This window comes from Chryseobacterium piperi (assembly GCF_002285635.2).
GTDB classification, from domain to species: Bacteria; Bacteroidota; Bacteroidia; order Flavobacteriales; family Weeksellaceae; genus Chryseobacterium; species Chryseobacterium piperi.
Genome location: NZ_CP023049.2, coordinates 1,478,476 through 1,500,839, shown reverse-complemented (window position 1 = coordinate 1,500,839; position 22,364 = coordinate 1,478,476). Strand labels below are relative to the sequence as shown.

23 protein-coding genes, 1 tRNA gene and 1 pseudogene are annotated in these 22,364 nt (G+C 36.9%); 12 read left to right on the top strand and 13 right to left on the bottom strand.

The genetic code is table 11. The features are described 5' to 3' along the window. Positions 1 to 57: 57 nt before the first annotated feature. The 3 genes from CJF12_RS06590 to CJF12_RS06580 form a co-directional block, all read right to left on the bottom strand. Positions 58 to 801: a dienelactone hydrolase family protein gene (locus tag CJF12_RS06590; protein ID WP_034683116.1), complete on the bottom strand. Its 744-nt coding sequence runs from the start codon at positions 799 to 801 to the stop codon at positions 58 to 60. 176 nt (positions 802 to 977) lie between these two features. Next, positions 978 to 1,592 carry an HAD family hydrolase gene (locus CJF12_RS06585; RefSeq protein ID WP_034683112.1) on the bottom strand — a complete coding sequence of 205 codons (615 nt, stop codon included), beginning with the start codon at positions 1,590 to 1,592 and terminating at the stop codon, positions 978 to 980. A gap of 256 nt (positions 1,593 to 1,848) precedes the next feature. After that, complete coding sequence (locus tag CJF12_RS06580) at positions 1,849 to 2,283, bottom strand: type I restriction enzyme HsdR N-terminal domain-containing protein (RefSeq protein WP_034683108.1); 435 nt, start codon at positions 2,281 to 2,283, stop codon at positions 1,849 to 1,851. A gap of 6 nt (positions 2,284 to 2,289) precedes the next feature. Between CJF12_RS06580 and holA the strand changes: the two genes are divergently transcribed. From holA to CJF12_RS06565, 3 genes are all read left to right on the top strand, one after another. Beyond that, positions 2,290 to 3,327, top strand: coding sequence for a DNA polymerase III subunit delta (holA, locus tag CJF12_RS06575; RefSeq protein WP_034683104.1), 1,038 nt, complete (start codon positions 2,290 to 2,292; stop codon positions 3,325 to 3,327). 298 nt (positions 3,328 to 3,625) lie between these two features. Beyond that, the gene (trxB, locus tag CJF12_RS06570) at positions 3,626 to 4,567 is read left to right on the top strand and encodes a thioredoxin-disulfide reductase (RefSeq protein ID WP_034683096.1); all 942 of its coding nucleotides are present in this window, start codon (positions 3,626 to 3,628) and stop codon (positions 4,565 to 4,567) included. 216 nt (positions 4,568 to 4,783) lie between these two features. Beyond that, positions 4,784 to 4,868: transfer RNA gene (locus CJF12_RS06565), tRNA-Ser, on the top strand. Positions 4,869 to 4,960: 92 nt separating this feature from the next. Here the strand turns inward: CJF12_RS06565 and CJF12_RS20015 are convergent. Together CJF12_RS20015 and CJF12_RS19870 are read right to left on the bottom strand one after the other, a co-directional pair. Further along, complete coding sequence (locus CJF12_RS20015) at positions 4,961 to 5,107, bottom strand: bacteriocin-like protein (RefSeq protein ID WP_165569113.1); 147 nt, start codon at positions 5,105 to 5,107, stop codon at positions 4,961 to 4,963. A 24-nt stretch (positions 5,108 to 5,131) separates the two neighbouring features. Further along, positions 5,132 to 5,275 (bottom strand): bacteriocin-like protein, encoded by a 144-nt coding sequence (locus CJF12_RS19870; RefSeq protein WP_157759844.1) that lies wholly within the window; start codon positions 5,273 to 5,275, stop codon positions 5,132 to 5,134. A gap of 283 nt (positions 5,276 to 5,558) precedes the next feature. On the opposite strand from CJF12_RS19870, the gene CJF12_RS06560 reads away from it, so the two are divergent. Beyond that, positions 5,559 to 6,434 (top strand): alpha/beta fold hydrolase, encoded by an 876-nt coding sequence (locus tag CJF12_RS06560; RefSeq protein ID WP_051887235.1) that lies wholly within the window; start codon positions 5,559 to 5,561, stop codon positions 6,432 to 6,434. Positions 6,435 to 6,468: 34 nt separating this feature from the next. Beyond that, complete coding sequence (locus tag CJF12_RS06555) at positions 6,469 to 7,062, top strand: dihydrofolate reductase family protein (protein WP_034683088.1); 594 nt, start codon at positions 6,469 to 6,471, stop codon at positions 7,060 to 7,062. A gap of 294 nt (positions 7,063 to 7,356) precedes the next feature. Here CJF12_RS06555 and CJF12_RS06550 read toward each other — a convergent pair whose 3' ends face one another. After that, on the bottom strand, positions 7,357 to 8,385 hold the full coding sequence (locus CJF12_RS06550) for a rod shape-determining protein (RefSeq protein WP_034683085.1): 1,029 nt from the start codon (positions 8,383 to 8,385) through the stop codon (positions 7,357 to 7,359). A gap of 193 nt (positions 8,386 to 8,578) precedes the next feature. Here CJF12_RS06550 and CJF12_RS06545 point away from each other — a divergent pair, with 193 nt between their 5' ends. The 6 genes from CJF12_RS06545 to CJF12_RS06520 all read left to right on the top strand — a co-directional run bounded on the left by CJF12_RS06545 (position 8,579) and on the right by CJF12_RS06520 (position 14,358). Continuing rightward, positions 8,579 to 9,178 (top strand): DUF6624 domain-containing protein, encoded by a 600-nt coding sequence (locus tag CJF12_RS06545; protein WP_034683336.1) that lies wholly within the window; start codon positions 8,579 to 8,581, stop codon positions 9,176 to 9,178. Positions 9,179 to 9,278: 100 nt separating this feature from the next. Beyond that, positions 9,279 to 9,629: a UBP-type zinc finger domain-containing protein gene (locus CJF12_RS06540; protein ID WP_034683082.1), complete on the top strand. Its 351-nt coding sequence runs from the start codon at positions 9,279 to 9,281 to the stop codon at positions 9,627 to 9,629. A gap of 51 nt (positions 9,630 to 9,680) precedes the next feature. Then, positions 9,681 to 11,525, top strand: a complete 1,845-nt coding sequence (locus CJF12_RS06535) for a GMC family oxidoreductase (RefSeq protein WP_034683079.1) — start codon at positions 9,681 to 9,683, stop codon at positions 11,523 to 11,525. 54 nt (positions 11,526 to 11,579) lie between these two features. Next, positions 11,580 to 12,005, top strand: coding sequence for an HIT family protein (locus CJF12_RS06530; protein ID WP_034683076.1), 426 nt, complete (start codon positions 11,580 to 11,582; stop codon positions 12,003 to 12,005). Between the two features lie 95 nt (positions 12,006 to 12,100). Then, the gene (locus CJF12_RS06525; RefSeq protein ID WP_051887234.1) at positions 12,101 to 13,906 is read left to right on the top strand and encodes a serine hydrolase; all 1,806 of its coding nucleotides are present in this window, start codon (positions 12,101 to 12,103) and stop codon (positions 13,904 to 13,906) included. 56 nt (positions 13,907 to 13,962) lie between these two features. After that, positions 13,963 to 14,358, top strand: coding sequence for an ACT domain-containing protein (locus tag CJF12_RS06520; protein ID WP_034683071.1), 396 nt, complete (start codon positions 13,963 to 13,965; stop codon positions 14,356 to 14,358). 18 nt (positions 14,359 to 14,376) lie between these two features. Here CJF12_RS06520 and CJF12_RS06515 read toward each other — a convergent pair whose 3' ends face one another. The 6 genes and pseudogenes from CJF12_RS06515 to CJF12_RS06490 all read right to left on the bottom strand — a co-directional run bounded on the left by CJF12_RS06515 (position 14,377) and on the right by CJF12_RS06490 (position 20,812). Further along, complete coding sequence (locus CJF12_RS06515) at positions 14,377 to 15,411, bottom strand: serine hydrolase domain-containing protein (RefSeq protein WP_131329523.1); 1,035 nt, start codon at positions 15,409 to 15,411, stop codon at positions 14,377 to 14,379. A gap of 373 nt (positions 15,412 to 15,784) precedes the next feature. After that, positions 15,785 to 16,702: a helix-turn-helix domain-containing protein gene (locus CJF12_RS06510; RefSeq protein WP_034683068.1), complete on the bottom strand. Its 918-nt coding sequence runs from the start codon at positions 16,700 to 16,702 to the stop codon at positions 15,785 to 15,787. 81 nt (positions 16,703 to 16,783) lie between these two features. Next, complete coding sequence (locus tag CJF12_RS06505) at positions 16,784 to 17,680, bottom strand: SDR family oxidoreductase (protein WP_034683064.1); 897 nt, start codon at positions 17,678 to 17,680, stop codon at positions 16,784 to 16,786. Between the two features lie 100 nt (positions 17,681 to 17,780). After that, on the bottom strand, positions 17,781 to 18,701 hold the full coding sequence (locus CJF12_RS06500) for a helix-turn-helix domain-containing protein (RefSeq protein WP_034683060.1): 921 nt from the start codon (positions 18,699 to 18,701) through the stop codon (positions 17,781 to 17,783). Positions 18,702 to 18,797: 96 nt separating this feature from the next. Further along, on the bottom strand, positions 18,798 to 19,781 hold the full coding sequence (locus CJF12_RS06495; protein ID WP_034683055.1) for an aldo/keto reductase: 984 nt from the start codon (positions 19,779 to 19,781) through the stop codon (positions 18,798 to 18,800). Positions 19,782 to 20,179: 398 nt separating this feature from the next. Beyond that, positions 20,180 to 20,812: pseudogene (locus tag CJF12_RS06490) on the bottom strand (NAD(P)H-dependent oxidoreductase). Between the two features lie 178 nt (positions 20,813 to 20,990). On the opposite strand from CJF12_RS06490, the gene CJF12_RS06485 reads away from it, so the two are divergent. Further along, on the top strand, positions 20,991 to 21,365 hold the full coding sequence (locus tag CJF12_RS06485) for a winged helix-turn-helix transcriptional regulator (protein ID WP_034683051.1): 375 nt from the start codon (positions 20,991 to 20,993) through the stop codon (positions 21,363 to 21,365). 107 nt (positions 21,366 to 21,472) lie between these two features. On the opposite strand, the gene CJF12_RS06480 is transcribed toward CJF12_RS06485, so the two are convergent. Next, positions 21,473 to 21,868, bottom strand: a complete 396-nt coding sequence (locus CJF12_RS06480; RefSeq protein WP_034683048.1) for a VOC family protein — start codon at positions 21,866 to 21,868, stop codon at positions 21,473 to 21,475. Between the last annotated feature and the right edge of the window lie 496 nt (positions 21,869 to 22,364).

Genomic DNA, 22,364 nt, shown 5'->3' with positions numbered 1-22,364 from the left:
GGTGGGCTTTTACGCTCACCTTTCTCTAATTATAGAATTTAAATAGAAGTAGTTTATCTATTTCAAAACCTCGTTCAAAAATATCAATGTATGATTCCAGGCTCTTTTAGCCATTACTTCATTGTAATCGGGAGACTTCGGATCCGTGAAAGTGTGTTTGGAATGCGCATAGGTTATAATTTGCCAATCTGCATTTCCCTCATTCATTTCTTTGACCAGGTTGTCATAATCTTGCTGAGTAACACCTTTGTCATCAGCCGGATTTTCAATTAACATCTTTGTAGATATTGCTCCGTTTTTCCTGGTCTGATCTTTTCCAATACTTCCATGAATAGAAACCACTCCTGCTACGGGCATATTTGCTCTGGCAACTTCTAATGCTCCTGTTCCACCAAAACAATATCCAATAACTGCTAACTTATTGGAGACAGCACCATTTTTCTTAAGCTCTTCCAATGCTAATGAAATACGTTTTTGGTATTCTGTATAGTTTTGTTTGTAGTGACCTGCTGTTTTTCCTGCTGTATCATTGTTAGCCGGGATGTTTCCTTCTCCGTAAATATCAGCTATAAAAGCAATATAACCTTGTTTTTCAAGCTCTAATGCCGCAGTTTTGGCTTCTTCATCAATTCCTTTCCATGCCGGTAATATTAATACGCCAGGGAGCTTTTTCCCTGCATTGGACGTGATCAATCCATTCAGCTTTTGTGAACCATCTTTATAAGAAACTGTTGTAAGCTTTTGGCTGAATAAAACTCCGGATGTCATCAATAGGGTAGTTAATAAGATTGAACGTATCATATTTTGTTATTTAGTAATGGTGTATATGTATATAAGATTGCATCGGTTACCGAAAGTTAAATGAAAGGTCTTAAAGTAGTTCACCTTCGGTTTACAATGGCAGGATGTAAAAATCCCCATCTAAATTAATAAAAATAACTTATAATGAGGATTAATAAAATTTTATTCTGAATGGGTTATTCTAATCTTACACCCAAATGGATAAGCTCTTGTCGTAAATTGGTTTCTGGATAAACCCGAATGGTATGAAATCGTAATTCCTTTGCCATTTCGATATTCTTAGGATTATCGTCGATAAAAATAGACTCCTTTGCCTGAATTCCATATCGTTCCAGTAAGATGTGCCATATTTTAGGATCTGGCTTGATGAACTTTTCGGTTCCTGAAACAACAATCTTACCATCGAAAAGCTGGAAAAAATCATAGTTCTCCAAAGCGTAGGGAAATGTTTCTTCAGACCAGTTGGTTAGACCATACAAATGATAATTGGTTTTGCTCAATTTTTTCAGAACTTCTACATTTTGTGGGATATCGCTTTTAAGCATGACATGCCAATTGTCGTAGTAGGCTCTGAGCTCTTTTTCCCAATCCGGAAATTTTTGAACCTGTATTTCTGTCCCCTCAACAAGGCTTCTTCCTCTGTCTTGTTCTTCATTCCATTCCGATTGGGCAATATGAGTCAGAAAATATTCCATTTTATCATCATCATTGAAATAATCTTTGAAAAAATATCTGGGATTCCAATCCATTAAAACGCCTCCGAAATCAAATATAATGTTCTTGATGCTCATAGTAATTATTGAATTATTATTATTTAACTGCAAAAGACATAAAAGTTTTTTATGTTTGCTATTTTGAGAAGGTTATATAAGATGAAAATTAAAGGTTTTCAAAATGCTTATGTACCTTGTTTATGGCTTTAATTAAAGTACCTTAAATTTATAGAAATTTAAAATCATATGACCTATCAGATGTATTTAAAAATTGTGAATTATTAGTTAACTAAAACATATGTCTATAAAGGTATTCTTAACAATAATGGACTTATTAATTATTCGCTTTATAAAACTGATACTGGTCATTTTCAAAATAGGCATTGATATGTTGAAGACCGTTTGTTAGAATAATTTCTTTTGCGCCAATAATCGAGTTGTACCTTGCCGTTTGCTCAAATGTTTTTTCCGTTAATTTAATATGAGGAGCCTTGCACTCAATCAGTATTTTTGGCTGGGTTTTTTCTGTAATAAGTAGGTCTACTCGTTTGGTTAGGCCATTTAATACGATCTTTTTTTCCGTGATCAATGCAGATACGGAATAAGATTTTACGGTAAGATAATAATGTATCCAATGTTGTCTCACCCATTCTTCAGGGGTAAGCAAAAGGTAAGTTTTACGAACTAAATCATAAATAAAAAACTTATCTTTGTCTTTCTTGAATTTAAAATCAAAAGTTTCCTGAAAATTCAGTTTTGGAAGTTCCATTAAAAGATGAAAGAATTAGATTTAATCCTCAAAAATATTAAAAATAAAGAAGTTTTACCGATTTATTTTTTCCACGGAGATGAACCCTACTTTATTGATGTTGCCGTAAAAGCTCTTGAACATGAGTTTTTAGAAGAAGATGAAAAGGCTTTTAATCAAACGGTGACTTACGGAAAAGACACTTCTTACCAAGAGGTTCTTTCTTTGGCAAGACAGTTTCCTATGATGGGAGATAAGCAGGTCATTATCGTAAAAGAGGCTCAGGATCTGAAACTTAATGAGGAAGAAAACAGGATTCTTGAAGCCTATGTTGAAAATCCGGTTCCATCAACGGTACTGGTTTTTGCACACAAGCATAAAAAACTGGACAGCAGGAAGAAAGTGACGAAAGCTTTGGATAAAGCCAAAGCGCTTTTCCTCAGTGAATCGATCAGGGAAAATAATCTTCCGAAATGGATTGCTGATGAATGTAGCAAGTTGAAGATTAAAACAGCTCCGAATATTTCTCACCTTTTAGCTGAATATCTTGGAAATGATCTTTCAAGAATTGCCAATGAACTGGGGAAGTTAAAAATTATTCTTAAAGAAGGTGAAGTCCTGGACGGAACCATCATTGAAAACCATATCGGAATCAGTAAGGAATATAATGTTTTCGAATTACAGAAGGCCTTAGGAACAAAAAATGCTAACGCAGCATTTAAAATAGCTCATTTTATGGGTAAAAATCCTAAAAATAACCCTTTTGTTATGATGCTGGCAAGCTTATATAACTATTTCTCCAACATTATTATTTATCAGACCATGGCTGGGCAGCCTCCGCAAGTTATTGCTTCACAAATGGGAATCAATCCTTATTTTATTAAAGATTATGCTGAGAGCGCAAGACTGTATCCCTTGAAACATGCCACAAGGGTGGTTTCTATTTTAAGGGAATTCGATATGAAAGGAAAAGGTTTGGGAGCTGTTAATATGAGTGAAGGTGAATTGATCAAAGAATTGGTGTATAAAATTATCAATGTGGACAAGATTAAAATGAAGGTGTAGGGTTTGAGTGGGAGTGTTTTAGAGTTTGAGAGTTGGTGTGTAGACGTTTGAGAGTAGAAAGAGTAATTAATGGTTCTGTAATCAAATCAGGAAGCTTTCAATTAAGCAATTTTGCGAATCTGCGATTTTACGAATCCGCCATAAAAACAGCCTTTAATCCCTCAGCCACAACCATCTACAACCATAATCGACAGTTCACATATTGATTATTGACAAGTATCATTAAAATTCTTTTAATAAAATAGTAAAAATTACGAAATTAGCGAACTTTAATTTTAATCTTTTTGAAAAGTAAATTATGGAGCAAAACATTTTAGATTGTGTAATAGTTGGATCAGGGCCATCTGGCTTCACAGCGGCAATTTATGCAGCAAGAGCAGACCTGAAACCTGAATTGTATACAGGTTTAGAGCCGGGCGGGCAATTAACAACAACAACGGAGGTTGATAACTTTCCGGGATATCCTGCTGGTATTACAGGTCCTGAAATGATGATGGATTTGCAAAAACAGGCAGAAAGATTTGATACCAAAGTTCATTATGAAATGATCACCCGAGTGGAGTTTTCTAAAGAAGTAGGTGGTGTTCACAAATTATTTGCCGGAAACAAAGAAATCCTTGCTAAGACTGTAATTATTTCTACTGGAGCTACTGCAAAGTATTTAGGTCTTGATGATGAGAAAAAATATAATGGCGGTGGGGTTTCTGCATGTGCTACTTGTGATGGATTTTTCTACAGAGGAAAAGATGTTGTGGTAGTAGGAGCGGGAGATACAGCAGCAGAAGAGGCTACTTATCTTGCTAAATTAGTTAATAAAGTGACGATGTTGGTAAGAAAGAATGAGTTCAGAGCTTCAAAAGCAATGATCCACAGAGTACAGAATACACCCAATATTGAAGTGAAATTTCACCATGAATTAATTGGTATTGAAGGTGAAAATAATTTAGTAGAAAGAGCGGTGGTTATCAATAACCAAACTCAGGAAAAATCTACAGTTGATGTCCATGGAATTTTTATTGCGATCGGTCACACTCCAAATACAGGTATTTTTGCAGGACAGATCAATCTGGATGAAAATGGATATATTTTAACTGAAAAAGGATCTACAAGAACAAATTTACCAGGAGTTTTTGCTGCTGGAGATGTTCAGGATCATATCTACAGACAAGCAATTACAGCAGCAGGAAGTGGATGTATGGCAGCAATGGATGCTGAAAAGTATCTGGCTGAGCTACACTAATTCGAGCTTTATAAATAAACAAAAGGTGCATCCATCAGGATTGCACCTTTTTTCTTAGTTATATGGGATCTTTATAAGGGATGATAAAAGAAATAATCAGGTTGATTTCTAATGGATTATTTCATTTTACTCAAATTTATAGGGTAATTATTTTGCCAGAATCAAAAAACGTTCTATATTTGCACCACTGAAAACGAAGGCACTGCCAGAGTTTAGGGAGAGTTGGCAGAGTGGTCGATTGCGGCAGTCTTGAAAACTGTTGACTGTAACAGGTCCGGGGGTTCGAATCCCTCACTCTCCGCAAGTACAAGAAAAAGCTGTAATTATTCAATTACAGCTTTTTTGTTTTATAAAATATAACATCAGTTATCAGTTTCGGATAACTTTTAGCTTTTAACTTAATATTTCACATGGTGCCACACAAATAACCCAGGGACATCTTTTGGTTCCGGGAGGTGGACAGCATGTTTCAGAGCAGCCTGCGGCCCCACCGTTAATATTTTTCAAATGATCTCTTGAAACTTTCTTAAAATTTTTCATAATAAATAAGATTAGACTTAAGGTTTAAGGTTGGTTTCCGCCACCGCATCCATCATATGGTCTGCATTCCCATTTTCCGTTGATTAGGCACAGCTGACCTCCCATACAGTTGATTGCGCCTTTAATTGTTTTCATTTCTTGTCTGTTGATTTTTTTTAAATTTTTCATAATAATAGGTTTAGTTATGTTCGAAATTAATAAAAATTTCATTAATTAAAGTATGTTTTTCTTAAAATATTTATATTTGATATATTTAATATATTTAATTATATGATTTTTACTTCTGGACTTATAATATTAAGTAAAACATAATGCATGTAGAAGAGGCTTTAAGTATAATATTGAAAAGACTGATTTCATTCCATAAAAATCTTGCCTTATGGCAAGCTAATTTTGATAATGGCTTGATAATTTTGGTCAAAAGAAATTAAAACTAAATCCAAATATTATTATGAAAAATACATTCAAATTCTATAAGCTTTGTCAGGCATGGGGAATGGTTATCATCATGATGTTGATAACATCACAGTTATACGGACAGCAGATTAAACCTTCTAATAGTGGTTATGTACCTGTTGGTAATACTAAAGTTTATTACGAAGTATACGGAGAAGGCAGGCCAATTGTTTTATTGCATGGTGCTTTTATGACCATCGATATGAACTGGGGGCAATTAATTCCTGAGCTGTCAAAAACCAGGAAAGTAATTGCTATTGAATTACAGGGACACGGTCATACACCATTTTCTGAGAGAAAATTATCACACGTTACATTGGCAAAAGATGTGGAGAAGGTAATGGATTATCTTAAAGTTGAGAGTGCTGATGTTGCGGGGTATAGCTTTGGAGGTACTGTGGCTTATCAGTTTGCTATTCAGAGCCCGAAAAGGTTAAAGAATTTGGTCATCATTTCATCTACATATAAAAGTAGCGGTTGGCTTCCGCAAGTCAATGGTGCTTTTAAGAACATGAAGCCTGATCTTTTTGACAAGAGTCCTATGCATGCTGCTTATGACGCTGTTGCTCCCGATAAGACAAAATGGACCCCATTTTTGGAACAGATGATGGCATCTGCAGCGGAACCGGTTGATCTGGGAGATTCCAACATTTCAAAAATTACTGCTCCTGTACTGATCATAGCAGGAGATAATGACGGGTTGGATAAAATAGAGCTGATGAAAACGTACAAACTATTGGGTGGTGGCGTTTCCGCTGATCTGGGGCCAATGCCTAAGTCTCAGCTGGCTATTGTTCCCGGACAGGGACATGTAAGCCTGATCATGCAAACGGCAACGATCTTATCTTACCTGAATAATTTTTTAAAGTAACATCACTTTATTTCCATTAAAAAAATTAAATAAAATGAGAACTATAACTGTTTTGTCAATGCTAACATTAGATGGTGTTATGCAGGCTCCCGGCGGGACTGAAGAAGATACATCCGGAGATTTTAAATACGGAGGCTGGACCGTATCTTATGGGGATGAGATTTTTGGAGAGGCCATGAAAGAAGAGATGAAACCTGCAGATTATCTTTTAGGCAGAAAGACATTTGAAATTTTTGAATCCTATTGGCCTCAGCATTCTGAATTTTGGCCAGCTATTAATGACGGTGCCAAATACGTTCTGTCCCAAACCAGAGAACAATCAGACTGGAAAAATACCAACTTTATCAAAGATCTGGAGGCTATTAAAATGCTTAAAAATTCGGAAGGAGCTACTATCCAGGTTTGGGGGAGTAGTGAGCTTGTCCATTTGCTATTGGATCATGATCTGGTAGATGAACTCAGGCTTAAAATTTATCCGCTGATCCTTGGTAATGGGAGAAAACTGTTTGAAAATCATGGACTTTCTGCAGCTTTCTCACTGACAGAAAGTCAGGTGACATCCAAAGGGGTTATTGTAGCCACTTACAAACGTAAAGGAAAGGTTATCACAGGGAATGTTGAAGTTTAAATGTTTGATTATTAGAAGCTAAGGAGATTTTATATTATTTGAAGTAAATAAATTTTTCTAAATATGGATAAATTATTTTTTGTGGGGGATTATCGATGGTGATTAATTCCACATAATTTTAAAATTCTTCTTATGTATTGATTGGATGAAAATAATTGGAGCTTATTTGTAGACAAAAGTAATATCAGTTCGCTGAATTTTCACCGAACTGATTAAAGTATGATAAGTTAGCCGATATGATCTGCTAAAACTTGCTATTTGAATATGAGTATACTGTAATTATTCAAATAAAAATTAGCTATTCATCAGGAATCTAAACTTATTGATATTTTTAAGGGCAATACCGGTTCCACGAACAACAGCTCTTAAAGGATCTTCCGCCACGCATACCGGTAATCCTGTTTTTCTGTGTATTCTGTCAGCCAGCCCATTAAGTAAAGCGCCACCACCGGCAAGATAAATACCTGTTTTGTAGATATCTGCTGCAAGTTCAGGAGGAGTCATGGAAAGAGTTTCCATCACAGCATCTTCAATCCTCATAATAGACTTATCCAGAGCTTTGAAAACCTCCTTATAGTTCACCATAATTTCTTTTGGCTTACCGGTAATCATATCTCTTCCCTGTACAGGAATATCTTCTAAAGGATAATCCAGCTCTTCCAATGCTGAGCCTATCTCAATTTTTATTCTTTCAGCAGTTCTTTCCCCAACATATAAATTGTAGTATGATCTTAGAAAATATGCGATATCATTTGTAAATACATCGCCTGCTATTTTCAGAGATTTATCTACTACGATACCTCCTAGCGCAATAACTGCTATTTCCGTAGTTCCACCGCCTATATCAATAATCATATTTCCTTCAGGATTCTGAACATCAATACCTGCTCCGATGGCAGCTGCCATTGGCTCATAGATTAGTTTTACCTCTTTAGCATTGACTTTTAATGCGGAATCTTTAACCGCTCTTTTCTCCACTTCAGTAATTCCCGAAGGGATGCATATGACAATTCTAAGTGCAGGCTGGATAAACCTGCCTCTGATTCCCGGTATCTGTTTAATGAATTCCTTGATCATATGCTCAGAAGCATGAAAATCTGCAATAACCCCATCTTTTAACGGGCGTACTGTTTTAATATTTTCATGGGTTTTCCCCTGCATGAGCTTGGCCTGTTCTCCAACAGCTATAGGCTTACCTGTGGTACGGTCCATAGCAACAATGGAGGGCTGGTCTATGACGATTTTATTATTATGTATGATTAAAGTATTAGCAGTTCCAAGATCCATTGCGATCTCTTGTGTAAACATATCAAGTAACCCCATCTTTTGCATTCTTTTGTTAGATTGCAAAAATACTGTATTATATATTGATATATGGCTTTCAAAACTTCAAAACAGAAGTTAAAGTTGTGTTAATTATCATGCTAACCTGTAGAAATGGTGTAAGCGCTTAGTACTATACTGATGAAATTTTTTTGTAATTTTAGAATGTTTCTTCTGATTAATGTATGTATTTATGAACTATCAACGTATTGCTCAAAAAATATTTGATCTGAAAAATGCAGACCTGGAGCTTCGGGATCGGCTTGTTAAAGAAGGGGAAATCGGGGAAGGATATGATGAAGAAATGGAAAAGCTGCATAATGAGAATGCAAAGTCTTTAAATAGCATCATAGAAACTATTGGATATCCCACCATAGATAAAGTTGGCAAAGAAGCCAGTGAAGCAGCGTGGTTAATTATTCAGCATTCTATCGGACAGCCCTCCTTTATGAAAAAATGTGCAGAGTTATTAAAAAATGCTGTCGACGAACAAAAGGCAGATGTTGTAAATTTAGCATACCTGACTGACCGGATTGCAGTATTGGAAGGAAGATCCCAATTGTATGGGACTCAGTTTGACTGGAATGAGAATGGAGAACTCGTACCGAATCCTTTCGACGATGTAGTCAAAGTTAACAAAAGAAGACAATCTATTGGAATGAATACTCTGGAAGAGCAAACGTCTTTGATTCAAGATCGTGCAAAAAAAGAAAAGCATACTCCTCCTAAAGATTTTGATAGAAGGAAAGCTGAGATGGAAAAATGGAAAAAAAAGGCAGGCTGGGATAAATAAAAATGAAGAAGTTCATGAAGCTCCAACTCATGCTTTTGTTGAATAGAATAATAGATTTGATTTGGGTTTTAAGCAATCACATAATTTAAATTTAGATATCATGGATTTTGAAAAAAAGAATATTAATCCGGAGGTAGAACCCAGTGGAACCGGTTGTGTCGAATGTTTAGAAAACGGGACATGGTGGGTACATCTGCGCCGTTGTGCAGAATGTGGTCATGTTGGATGTTGTGACAGCTCACCCAATCAACATGCCAGCAAACATTACCATCTCACCGGACATCCCATTATTACCAGTTATGAACCGGGCGAGAATTGGTTTTATAATTACGATACTAAAGATTCTTTTGAGGGACCTCAGTTAGCAGATCCGCAGAGCCATCCGCTTTCGCAGCCTGTGCCAGGACCAGAAGGAAAGGTACCATCAGACTGGCAAAGCAAGATTAAATAATTATATGATACCTGTGGAGTATGTGGTTGTCTAACTAAATCAAGTTTAGAAATGGAAGAAAATAATAAAAGTGATCAACAAACATATGATTTTATTATTGTCGGTTCTGGAGCCGGTGGAGGACCGTTAGCCGCAAATCTGGTTGAAGCAGGCTTTCATGTGCTGATCCTCGAAGCCGGAACAGATCATAGCTGTGCATATTATGATATTCCCATTATGCAGGGAAGAGCCAGTGAAGATGAAGAAATGCGTTGGGATTTTTTTGTACGCCATTATTCGTCTGATGCAGTACAGGAAAAGGACAGTAAATTTATAAAAAATAAAGGTGGAGTGCTATATCCACGGGGGGCAACTCTGGGAGGAAGCACTGCCACCAATGCTATGGTCAATGTTTATCCGCATAACAGTGACTGGGATTATCTTGCTAAACTTACCGGGGATGAAGACTGGAATGCTGAAGCTATGCGTAAATGGTATATTCGCATTGAAAACTGGCAGGGACCTGATGCAGATCGTCAAAAACCAGCTGTGCCTACTGATGGGTCAAGGCATGGTTTTGATGGGTGGTTGAAGGTTTCACGGGCGAATCCGGAACTTGCCGGACGTGAACCTCGATTTTTGGATATTATCAATGCAATGGAAGAAGTAAGCCGTGAAAAATACCATACACCAGACGATATTCTTCTTCCCAATGATCCTAATGACTGGCGTTTTATTAGTGAAGGTGGTGAAGGAATGTCATTTGTTCCTGTAGCGGTAGGAGATGGTACTAGAAATGGGGCCAGAGAACGCATCTTATCAGCTCTTCACAAACATCCTGAACGTTTAACTATACGCTACGGATCTCTTGTCAAAAAAATAATTTTTGAAGGTAAGCGGGCATGTGGTGTTGAATATCTTTCAGGCCAACACCTCTATCATGCCGACCCAAAAGCTTCGGAAGCATTGCAGGATCCAGAATCGTTCAAGGCATTTGCTCGTAAAGAAGTTATTATTGCAGCAGGAGCTTTCAATACTCCACAAATCCTTAAATTATCTGGAATTGGTCCGCGTAAGGAACTTGAATCCCATGGTATAGAAGTTTTACTCGACATACCTGGTGTAGGTGAGAACTTACAGGATCGCTATGAAGTAGGATTGGTCTACCAGTTAAAAGAAGACTATTCTCTATTCAAAGATACAACATTGGATGTGCCGAAGGATGGAGAACCGGGAGATCCTTTATTCCAGGAATGGAATAGCACCAAAGGAGGACCTTACTCTACCAATGGGTCACTTGCGGCATTTATTACAAAATCGAGTATAGCTGAAGGTGATCCGGACGTTTTTATTTTAGCATTACCTATAAGTTTCAAAGGGTACTATCCAGGCTATTCGGCTGAGTCTGCAGATCTTCATGACCGGCTTACTTTTGTCGTTCTCAAAGCTCACACCAAAAATAAATCAGGGTCTGTACATCTACGTTCGGCAGATCCACGTGAGCGCCCCCAAATTAATTTTAGATACTTTGAGGAAGGTAATGATACAGAGGGAAAAGATATGCAGGGAGTTGTGGAAGGTGTAGAGATCGCACGGGAAATTGCTGATCGTTTGGATAGGATCATTAAGAAAGAATTGATTCCTGGCAATGAGATACAAGGTAGAGTTGCTTTATCAGAATTTGTGCACAAAGAAGCATGGGGGCATCACGCATCCTGTACTTGTAAAATAGGAGAAGATCATGACTCTATGGCTGTCCTGGATGGTGACTTTTGCGTTAGAGGAATAGAAGGGTTAAGGGTAGTTGATGCCAGTGTTTTTCCAAAGATACCTGGATTTTTTATCGTGAGTGCGGTGTATATGATAAGTGAGCGTGCTTCTGATGTAATTATCCGGAAATACAGCAGTTCTAAATAAAAGTATCTTTACAAATCATACATTTTGTTACTTTTATAAAAACTTTCCATACTTATGATCGACTGCATTTTTTGTAAAATAATTAATAGGGAATTGCCTGCAAGCATTATCCATGAGGATGATCAGGTCATCGCTTTTATGGACATTCAGCCGGTCAATCCGGGGCATATTCTGGTCGTACCCAAGGTACACCGAGAGTTTATCGCGGAATTGGATGAAGACTTAACTTCCAGAATGTTCAATGTTGCTGCTAAAATTAATCTGGCTATCAGGAAATCAGATATCAGATCTGAGGGGATTAATTATTTTCTTGCAGATGGAGAGGCGGCGGGTCAGGAAGTTTTCCATACCCACTTGCATATTTTTCCAAGATTCCGTAACGATGGCTTTGGGCTGAGATTTAATGAAAATTATAAAAGCCTGCCGGAAAGAGAGGAACTGGATAAGATTTGCGGGACGATCAGGTCATTGCTTGAATAACAAAGCCGAGCAAATATTCTTAAACAAAATAAAAAAATAATGCTCTCTGATATTCGTAAAAGTTATCTACTTTTAAGTATTCAAATGTAAAAACTATGAAAACCAAAACCTCTCTTTATATAGTCCTATTATTTGGAATAATGGGTAATCCAGCATTTGCCCAGACAGATGCTCAGCTAAAAAAAGAAATTGAAAAGGTAGAATCCGGATTGGTACCTCCTGTGAGATTTCAGGGTGAACCAACCTGGACTTTAGAGTCCCGGATGAAGTATTATAATGTTCCCGCAGTAAGTATTGCTGTGATCAAAAATTCTAAGGTAATTTGGAGTAAGGCTTACGGTCTGACAGATGTAGAAACTAAAATTCCGGCAACTCCCCAAACGTTATTTCAGGTAGCCTCTATGAGTAAACCTGTAAGTGCTTACGCAGCATTAAAAGAAGTAGAGCTTGGGAAAATAGATCCGGATGCTGATATAAATTCCTATTTGAAATTATGGAAAATTCCAGAAAATGAATTTACAAAAGAGAAAAAGGTTACGCTCAAAAATATAGTCAGCCATACTGCCGGTCTTACGGTAGGAGGATTTCCAGGATATGAACCAGGTCAACCTTTGCCGACATTGATTCAGCTTTTAAATGGGCAAAGCCCGGCTAATACTCCGGCTATTTTTGTAGATAAAGTACCGGGAAAATCGTTTCGGTATTCAGGAGGCGGATATTGTGTGATGCAACAGATGCTGATCGATATTGAAGGGAAGGACTTTGCAACTATTATGAATGAAAAAGTTCTCACCCCATTAGGTATGAAAAACAGCACGTTTGTTCAGCCATTATCGGAAGCGAAGGCTTCTTTAGCTGCTACAGCCTATGCCGAGAATGGGACGAAAGTTCCGGGAAGATATCATACATACCCTGAACAGGCACCGGCCGGTTTGTGGACGACTGCTGAAGATTATGCGAAGTTTGTGATTGATATTCAAAATACATTAAGCGGTAAAAGTCATACGATCATCTCTCAAAAGATGGCGGAAGAATTTACGAGCCCGTTTATTGAGCCTTTTATAGGGTTAGGAATTTTTGTTGCCAATAAAAACGGACAGGTATACTTTCATCACGGTGGTTGGAATGAAGGTTTCAGCAGCGATTTTTCGGGAAGTAAAACCAGTGGTGATGGTATTGTAGTTTTAACCAATACCAATAAACCTGAGTTTATCAATGAAGTGGTTCGTTCAGTTGCGACTGTGTACCAATGGCCTAACTTTATGAATCCTGTCGATAAAATTTTACCCTTGGCCCAAAAAGACTTAAACAGTTATACAGGACGTTATAAGTTTGATAAATATGGTTTTTATAAAATCTATACAGAGAAAGGAAAGCTGATGGCGATTAATAATGTAGAGGAACCAGCAGAACTTATTAAAGTAGGAGAGAACACGTATGCTCTGAGAAACTGGGACTATAAAGTAATGTTCAAAACAAATACTAAAACAGGAAAGAAGGAATTTGTACAGGTTTTGTCCGATAAAACGATTCGATTGAAAGGAGAGCAGATGGATAAAGATGAAAAAACACCTCTTGAACTGATTCTGGAAGGACAATTCGATCAGGGGTTAGTGGCATATCAAAAAGCCAGGATGGCAGATCCTGATAATGAACAGCTTTCTGAAGGTTCGATCAATGGAACAGGCTATGCTTTGCTTCGGCAAAAAGATATTACCAAAGCTATTGATGTTTTCCGTGTGAATACCCTATTGTATCCTAAGAGCGATAATGTATATGACAGCCTGGGAGAAGATTATCTGAAAGCCGGACAAAAAGATAAAGCGAAGCAGAATTACCAAAAAGTACTGGAACTTAATCCTAAACACGAGGGTGCGGCTAAAGTTTTAAAAACACTGTAAAATATATCAATGACTATGAATTCTGCTTCATAAAATCTAGTTTTGTATAAAAAAATATGTCGGGAGAAAAAGATTTATCAATATTGCTGCAAAACATGGAGCCTGTATGGAACGCTGGAGAATACGTCTTCTGTACCATTGAGAAGTTAGATCACGTTCCGGATTTGGATAAACTTTTGTTTTTCTTTCGTGAAAAGGAAGCTGTTACGATAGTTGTAGAAAAAAAGGTTGCTGATGAATGGAATCTGGAATACAGTTATATTTCTTCATGGATTACTTTAAATATCCATTCTTCTCTGGAAGCTGTGGGGCTTACTGCTGCTTTTGCCAATGCACTGAAACAGGAAGGTATTAGCTGTAATGTGGTGGCTGCTTACTTTCATGATCATATTTTTGTGGGGAAAGAAGATGCTAAAAAAGCAATGGAAGCTTTAGTGAGGCTAAGTAGGTAGTCTATTTTTAATACTTAATTAATTGTTCTCATTTTTGTGGCCATCCAATATAGCTTCTGTAGCTTCGGCGATTTCATAAACATTTCCTTGTTTCTGATTAGATAAAATGATGATTGTTCTGCCTTTTTTGGTTTCAGTTTGTACGAGAGCCTGATAATGTATGGCGCTGCCATCGTGGACATGACTGATTACTTTGTCAGCTTCCATACTTCCATTACCCAGACCGGCTTGCTTATCAGGACTAAAAGGAATAATTATTTCATACGTTGAAGTCGGATTGATGATACAAAAGTTATCTATACATTGCGCCCATTTATAAAAATCATCCAGGTTTAAGCAGGTCCAGCCGGATATTGGAACTTCTAATCCGTCTTGTTTAAAATTATTATCAAATGATCTTGCCATCAATGGATCATTATCAGTTGGATCGACCAATCCGTTAGTAATACCTGCTTTTTTAAGAATGTTTTGTAAAACAAATTCATTAAAAGGTATTTTTGTTACTTTTTCAATGATTCTTCGGCGTAAAAAAGTGTTGTTATTATTGTAAGCGTAACTCGTTCCAGGTTCAAAATCAAGTTTTTGAAGAGATTCTAAATCTTTCCAATGATCTGCATCACTATGCACCGTTTTCCAGTTGATATCTGGTAATCCGCTAGTATATTGAAGTAAATTTTTAATACTGATCTCACTGGCCCATGAATGTAGGTTCGGAAAAAACTTAGATACTTTATCGTTGATGTTTAATTTGCCTTGCTCATGAAGCATCATAATTCCGACTGCATCAAATTCTTTTGCTATTGATCCTATATGAAAACGATACTGTGTTGTCAGTGGATTTTTTTTGGATGCATCTGCATAACCGATTGCTTTTTTTACAATTATTTTTCCGTGATCAGCGATTAATATGTTTCCATTGAAAAGGCCAGACTGGTGGGTTTTATCTAAATATTCATTGATTAGTGTTGCTTTATTTTTCTGAGCAAACGTCTGTGTCCCCAGCAGAAAAACAGCAATAAAAAGGAGTAGACTACAGTTAAGAGGTCTGATCATGATTTTTTTTTCAATATACAATATAATTTCATTTGCGATATAATTTTCAAACTGAAAAGATCATTACCGATATATCTTAAGAAAATAAAAGTCAATTGAAAGTTTCCCTAAACGCAAAGGGAGTCGTATTGGTCATTTTTTAAAAAGCTTGTTAATAGGAATTAAATTATAACGCAAAGACTTATATGTATTATTTAAAGAGAGCAAAGGTTGAATTAACAAGTTGATTAGATGAAGCGTTGTGCTTTGCGAGACAGATGTATCCGCCTTTGCTTACTAAAATGATGCATTCGTCTCTAAAAACTTTGTGTTTAAATAAAGCATAATGCCTAGAACTTTACCATTTAAGAATTAGCTTTAGGTTTTAAAGCTTTTAGTTAAACATTTCCCTAAACGCAAGCGGAGTCGTATTGGTCATTTTTTTAAAAAATTTGCTGAAAGACTGTGGATGTTCAAACCCTAGTTCATAAGCTATTTCACTAACGCTATGGCTGGTTGTACTTAATTTTTCTTTAGCTTTTTCGGTTAATTTCTGGTGAATAAATTGTTGGGTGTTCTGTCCGGTAAGGTTGTGGAGAAGTGTTCTGAGATATCCCGGAGAAATGTTGAGCTGATCTGAAATGTACTGAACTGTAGGAATTCCATTGCTAATCATCATTTCACTGTTAAAATACTTGTTCAAAACTATTTCAAGACGTTCGAGGATTTCGTGGTGGGCTTTGTCCCGGGTGATGAATTGACGTTGATAAAAACGGTTGGAATAGTTGAAAAGAGCTTCCAATAAAGAAACCATAATATCACTGCTGAATTTATCCGTATTGGTATTGTATTCCTGACGAATGTTTTCAATTAACTGCTGAAGGATTTGTTCTTCATCTCCTGAAAGGAATAAGGCTTCATGCAGGGAATAGTCAAAAAACTCATATTGGGTGATGGTTTTGGCCAAGGTTTTATTCCATAGAAAATCAGGATGAATAATAAGCATCCAGCCTGTCGGAGGCTGTGTGTTTTCTTCGGTTTCAATACGCAGAACCTGATTAGGGGCTATGAAAAAAAGAATACCCTCATCAAAGTCATAATCCTTTTGGCCATATTTGTATTTATGGCTCATATTTCTTTTCACAGAAAGCGAATAAAAATCGAATATCAGGGTTTCACTTCCTTTTTGAGATTGTTTTTGCATGTCAGCAAAATCAATAACACTGATCAGCGGATGCTTAGGCTTGGGCAGGCCACGCAGAGCATGGTACTCGGAGATCGTTTTAATTCTGATGAGTTCTTTTGAGGCCATAATTTTTTGGATAAAAGAGAAGAATAGGCAGATCCATTTCTGCCTGTTCTTTTCTGAAGTGATACAAAGTAAATTTACGATTTATTCAGCAGGGAAATAGGCTTCGCTTTGTAAATCTGAGATCAAATCAATTTGAGTAGGAGACCATCCTAATTCCTGCTGTGTAGCAGTGCTGGAAGCCAGCATATTCATTTGAGCAAAATGGGTAAACCAGGTGAAATGTTCCGCAGCATCGTCGGCAGCTACTGATTGTACAGGCAGATTGAGTTGGGAACCTATTGTTTCGGCAATCTTTTTAAATTCTATTCCCTTTTCAGCGACAGCGTGATAACGAACTCCGCTTTCAAACTGCTTTTCTGCTACTAAACGGAACAACTTTGCAGCATCCTGACGATGTACAGCGGACCAGGTGTTGGTTCCATTTTCAATAAAAGCTGAAAAGCTTTTGGTCTTTGCAATACCAATCAGTAACGAAAGGAAGCCTATTTTGTCTCCCAGGTCATGAACTATAGGAAGACGTACTACAGCCACTTTAACTCCTTTAGAAGCTACCTTGTCAGCAGCGAATTCCGTTAGAGTCCGTGGATTGGCATCTCCTTCTGGACGGTCATCTTCGGTAATTATTCCCTGTTTTTTAATAATTCCGGTTCCTGAAGTGATAACGAACGGTTTTTCAGTTCCTTCCAGAGCTGAACCAATGGTTTCGATAACCTGTCCATCCAGGATACACATTTCCTTAAACCTGTTGAAGTCGTGAATAAAGCCAAGGTGAATTACCGCATCAGCTTTTTTTACAGCGTCTATTAATGTCTCCGGTTGGCTGAGGTCTCCGTAATATACTTCTGCACCTGATTCCTCTAATTTTTTTGCTGATTCTTCCGACCGGGCTAATCCGATTACTTCATGTCCGGCGGATTGTAATTCTTTTACTACTGCTGAGCCTACAAAGCCTGTGGCTCCTGTTACAAATACTTTCATTGTATGCTTATTTTTTTATATGACAAAGTTGAGCAGAAAGTATAGGGTTCATGTAGCCGGAACGCATTTTATTGTAGCCGGAAAATAGATTCTGGTGTTTTCAAGAAAAGTATTGATTAAATGACTCCCTGAATTCAAGCGGAGTCTTCTTTGTCATTTTCTTGAAGAATTTACTAAAAGATTGCGGGTGTTCAAAGCCTAGTTCATATGCAATTTCGCTGATAGATAATTGGGTTGTCGAAAGCTTTTCCTTTGCGAGATCGTTGAGTTTATGATGAATGTGTTGTTGCGTGCTTTGCCCTGTAAGAGAGCGCATTAAATCACTCAGATAACTGGGAGAAAGATTTAGTTTTTCGGCAAGGAAATGCACGGTGGGAATTCCTTGTTCCAATAAAGTTGATGTGTTGAAATAATGGTCTAGTATCTCTTCAAATTTTTCCAGCAAATTATGATTGACTGCTTTTCGGGTAATAAATTGTCGCTTGTAAAAGCGGTTGCTATAGCTCAATAAGAGTTCTATTTGTGCAATCATCACATCCTGACTAAAGTCATCTATTCTGTTATTCAATTCTTCCTCTATGATGGTAAAAACCGATAATATGGTTTCCTTTTCTTTTTCGGAAAGATGTAAAGCTTCATTGGCAGCATACGAAAAGAAACCATATTTTTTAATTTTTTTAGCCAAAGGATTAGCCAAAATAAAATCAGGATGGAAAAAAAGAATATAACCGGAATTAGCTTTATTATTAGGGCTTTCAAAGATTTGATTAGGAGCCGTGAATACCAATCCACCTTCTCCAAAATCATAATAATTCTGTCCATATCTTGCCTGGCTACACAAATCTGTTTTAAATGCAATTTTATAGAAATTGAGAATTATGGTTGGAGCCAGTTCATCTTGACTCAATGTGATGTCTTTGATATTGATAAAACTTACCAAAGGATGTAAGGGCTTTTGCAGCCCAAACACCTTATGTAATTCAGATAAAGAATTAAATTTTTGCGGAAAATTTTTATCCATTTCGAATGAATGTATTGATGTTGTTTTTTGATTCAGTGAATTTACTTACAATTTAGGGATAAATCTCTTTGGTCTGCCCATTCTTGTGCCATAAAATTAATCTTTTAATGTCCGGAGTTTGGCAAGATCTTCATCCGCTCTATTACCATGAATTTGAATGGAAGACAATGCTGTTTCTATTTGGTTAAATTCATTCTCATTGAGTACAAGTTCCGCTGAGCCCATATTCTCCTGAACCCTTTTCAGGTTTCTTGAACCGGGAATAGGGACTATAAAATTGTTTTTATGCAGCATCCAGGCCAGAGAGATTTGTGCGGGAGTTGCTTCTTTTAATCTGGCAAACCGATGCAGTACTTCCAGTAAAGGCTGGTTGGCAATAATATTATTATTCTCGAAACGGGTGATAACCCTTCTGGCATCTATTCCTTTAAACTGTATTTCAGCACTTATCTGGCCGGATAGGAAACCATTAGCTAAAGGAGAAAAAGCCACAAATCCAATTCCAAGTTCCCCGCAAGTTGGAATGACGTCTTTTTCGAACTGCCGGGCCATGATAGAATATTCACTTTGGATTGCAGTGATTGGTGTAATCGCATGAGCTCTTCTGATTTCCTGTTCTGTTGCCTGTGATTGTCCCCAACCTAGTATTTTTCCTTCTTTAATCAGCTCACCCATGCAATACGCAATATCTTCAACGGGAATATCTTTATTCACACGATGCTGATAGTATAATTCGATATGGTCTGTTTTCAGCCTTTTTAATGAGTTTTCTATTTTATTTTTAATGGTACCCATTAATTTTTCGATTGAATAATCTTCCGTACTTTCTTGAATCCAGAACTTGGACGCAATGGTGACTTTATTTCGGATGCCGGTTAGAGCTTCGCCCAGCAAGCTTTCATTGTCTCCCATTGCGTAGGCTTCGGCAGTATCAAAAAAGTTACAGCCAAGATCATAGATGCTGCGAATTAATTCAATAGACTCTTTTCGATCTGGTACAGATCCATACCCTTGGCTAAGTCCCATACTACCATATCCTATTTCGGATACTACCATATCTCTTAATTTTCTTGATTTCATCTTTTTTCTTATTTAAAGTTTACTAAGCAAAGGTCATCTTATAACAAGAGTTACACGTAGCCGGATTGAGGGATCATGTAGCCTGATTGCGGAAAATAAGTTGAATGGAACAGATACTAAAGCTGTGAATTTTTTCAAAAGACAAAATGAATCTGCAAAAGAATAGCTCTGCAATTTATATGAGAGCAATATAAACGGAAACCCTATTAATATCAATTGAATAGGGTTTCCGTCTTACGATCTAAAATTCTAATTAAACTTAATAAGATTCTAATTATTTTACAAACATTATTCTCCTCACCGAAAATCTTAGATTTTATAGCGCCTTAAAAACAGCCTCTTATTTTAATCTCCTTGCGCCTTTGAGTTTAACCAAATATCCAAAAACTGTCTCACCGCTAGCTAAGCTCAATAAACAATTCATCATTAGACCTTCTTACTTTTTTAAGATTGAGCAGCCAGTCGTTCTCTTCATCTCTATACCCTAAAGCCAAAAGAACCGTACTTTTTAAACCCTGTGCAGGAAGGCTGAGGAATTCATCAAAAGCTATATTATCAAACCCTTCCAAAGGAGTGGCATCAACTTTCAGATGAGCGGCAGCTAACATTCCGAATCCCAATGCGATATACGTTTGCTGTGAGGTATTCATAAAATGCTGATCCTTATCTTTTTTATCCAGCCTGTCCAGAAGATTTAAACGGTAATCGTCGGTAGCGCTGGACGGCAGGTTTCGTTCCTTGTTACTGAATTCGAAAAATGAATTAATTCTTTCCGGCGTATACTCGTCTCAGGCAGCAAAAACCAATAGGTGAGAGGCCTGAACAATCTGCTTCTGGTCGCATGCAATAGGCTGTAGTTTTTCTTTTAATTCCTTATTCGTGATCACAAATACTTTAAAAGGTTGTAATCCGGAACTGGAGGGTGCCAGACGAATAGCTTCCAGAATCTGGCTGATCTTTTCATTTTCTATTGTTTTTCCGTTGTAGCTTTTGGTAGCAAATCTCCAATGTAATGCTTCTTGTAGTGACATAATGTTGAAATGTTTTTAGTTTAAAATTGCTTGAGATTAACTCTCTTTTGATGGGACAAAGTTAGGGCGTTTTGGTTTCGATTATATACCTGTTACCCGTTGGTAACCAGTTACTAAAAAGTAACCAGGTGGCTTTTTATCAGATAGATTTTGTAATTTTGAATTCTAATTTCAGGGTATGAAAAAAGATAAAATTGAAGTCGCTTTAGAATGCAAAAACCACATCCGTGGGGTAAGGGATACAATGTATTTGTTAGATGGAAAATGGAAAACCTTAATTATAAGCCATTTGTACTATATTGGGAAAATGCGTTTTATGGATTTAAAAAGACAGGTAGAGGGGATTGCTTCAAAAACACTTTCGAAAGAATTGAAGGATCTCGAGATGAATAACCTGATCAAAAGAACCCAGAACAACACCATGCCGGTTTCCGTAGATTATGAATTGACCTGTTTTGGAGAAAGCCTGCATACGATAATTGATACCATGGGTGAGTGGGGTATAAGGTATAGGAAGGATTTGTTGCAGACAGCAGATGGACAAGAAACATAAAATCTGTTCCTGTTTTAGGAAAAGAGGTTATAATAAAAAATACTGCTTCATTCGAAGCAGTATTTTTTATTAATAAGAGGAAGCTATCCTTTCTTTCAAGAAGATTCTTAACTAAATTTCTTTATTGCTTCCGGAGTTACAGGCGTGAAAAAGTTAATGAGATTCCCGTCCGGATCACAAAACAGGAGAGAGCGGTTGCCCCAGGGCATGGTGGTGGGTGCCTGAACAATATCGTTTGTCAGGCTTTTAATCCTTTCGTACTCCTCATCGACGTTGGTCACAAGAAATTCTATAATATTTGTTTTACTGCCGCCTAACTCTGTCAGGGTTTCACTAAAAAGTTTCATGGTTCGGGTACTTCCGATGGCCAATGTTATAGAGCCGGTAGAAAGTTCTGCAAAATCTTCTGTATACCATTGCGCTGTTAATCTCATAACGCTTTCGTAAAATGAGACTGATTTTTGAATGTCTTTGGTGATAATTCTTAATGAAATTAGTTTCATACAATTTTAAAATTTAGAGGTATATAATAATTATAAACAAAAGTAGGGGAGAGTGTTGACAATAGCTTGTCAGCAGGTGTTTTTATTTAAGCTGATCAGGCAGAATACTTTATGCATTGAGACAAAAAAAGAATAATGAGGACTTTTGAATAATAAATTTCTCGATACGGTTTTTACAAAACCTACTCGAAACGACAATGATAAAGATAATATCATTCGTCAGTTCGAGTGAAATCATTCGTAGTGAAACGAAGAGTGATTTTGTATCGGGAACTTCCTGCTATTGAATTATAATAAAAAGTAGATTCAATAACTTCCCCTACATCACTTGAGGTAAAGAGAGCTTAAATAGTCTCATTATGTTTTTGTCATTGACTTCATTTTCTGTAAAAATCTACATCATCATTGAAACGCTTACTATTTTTTACTCGCAGATCATGCAGATTTAGCAGATTCTACCACGTAAAGAGAAAAGATTCGTGCATTCGTGGCTATT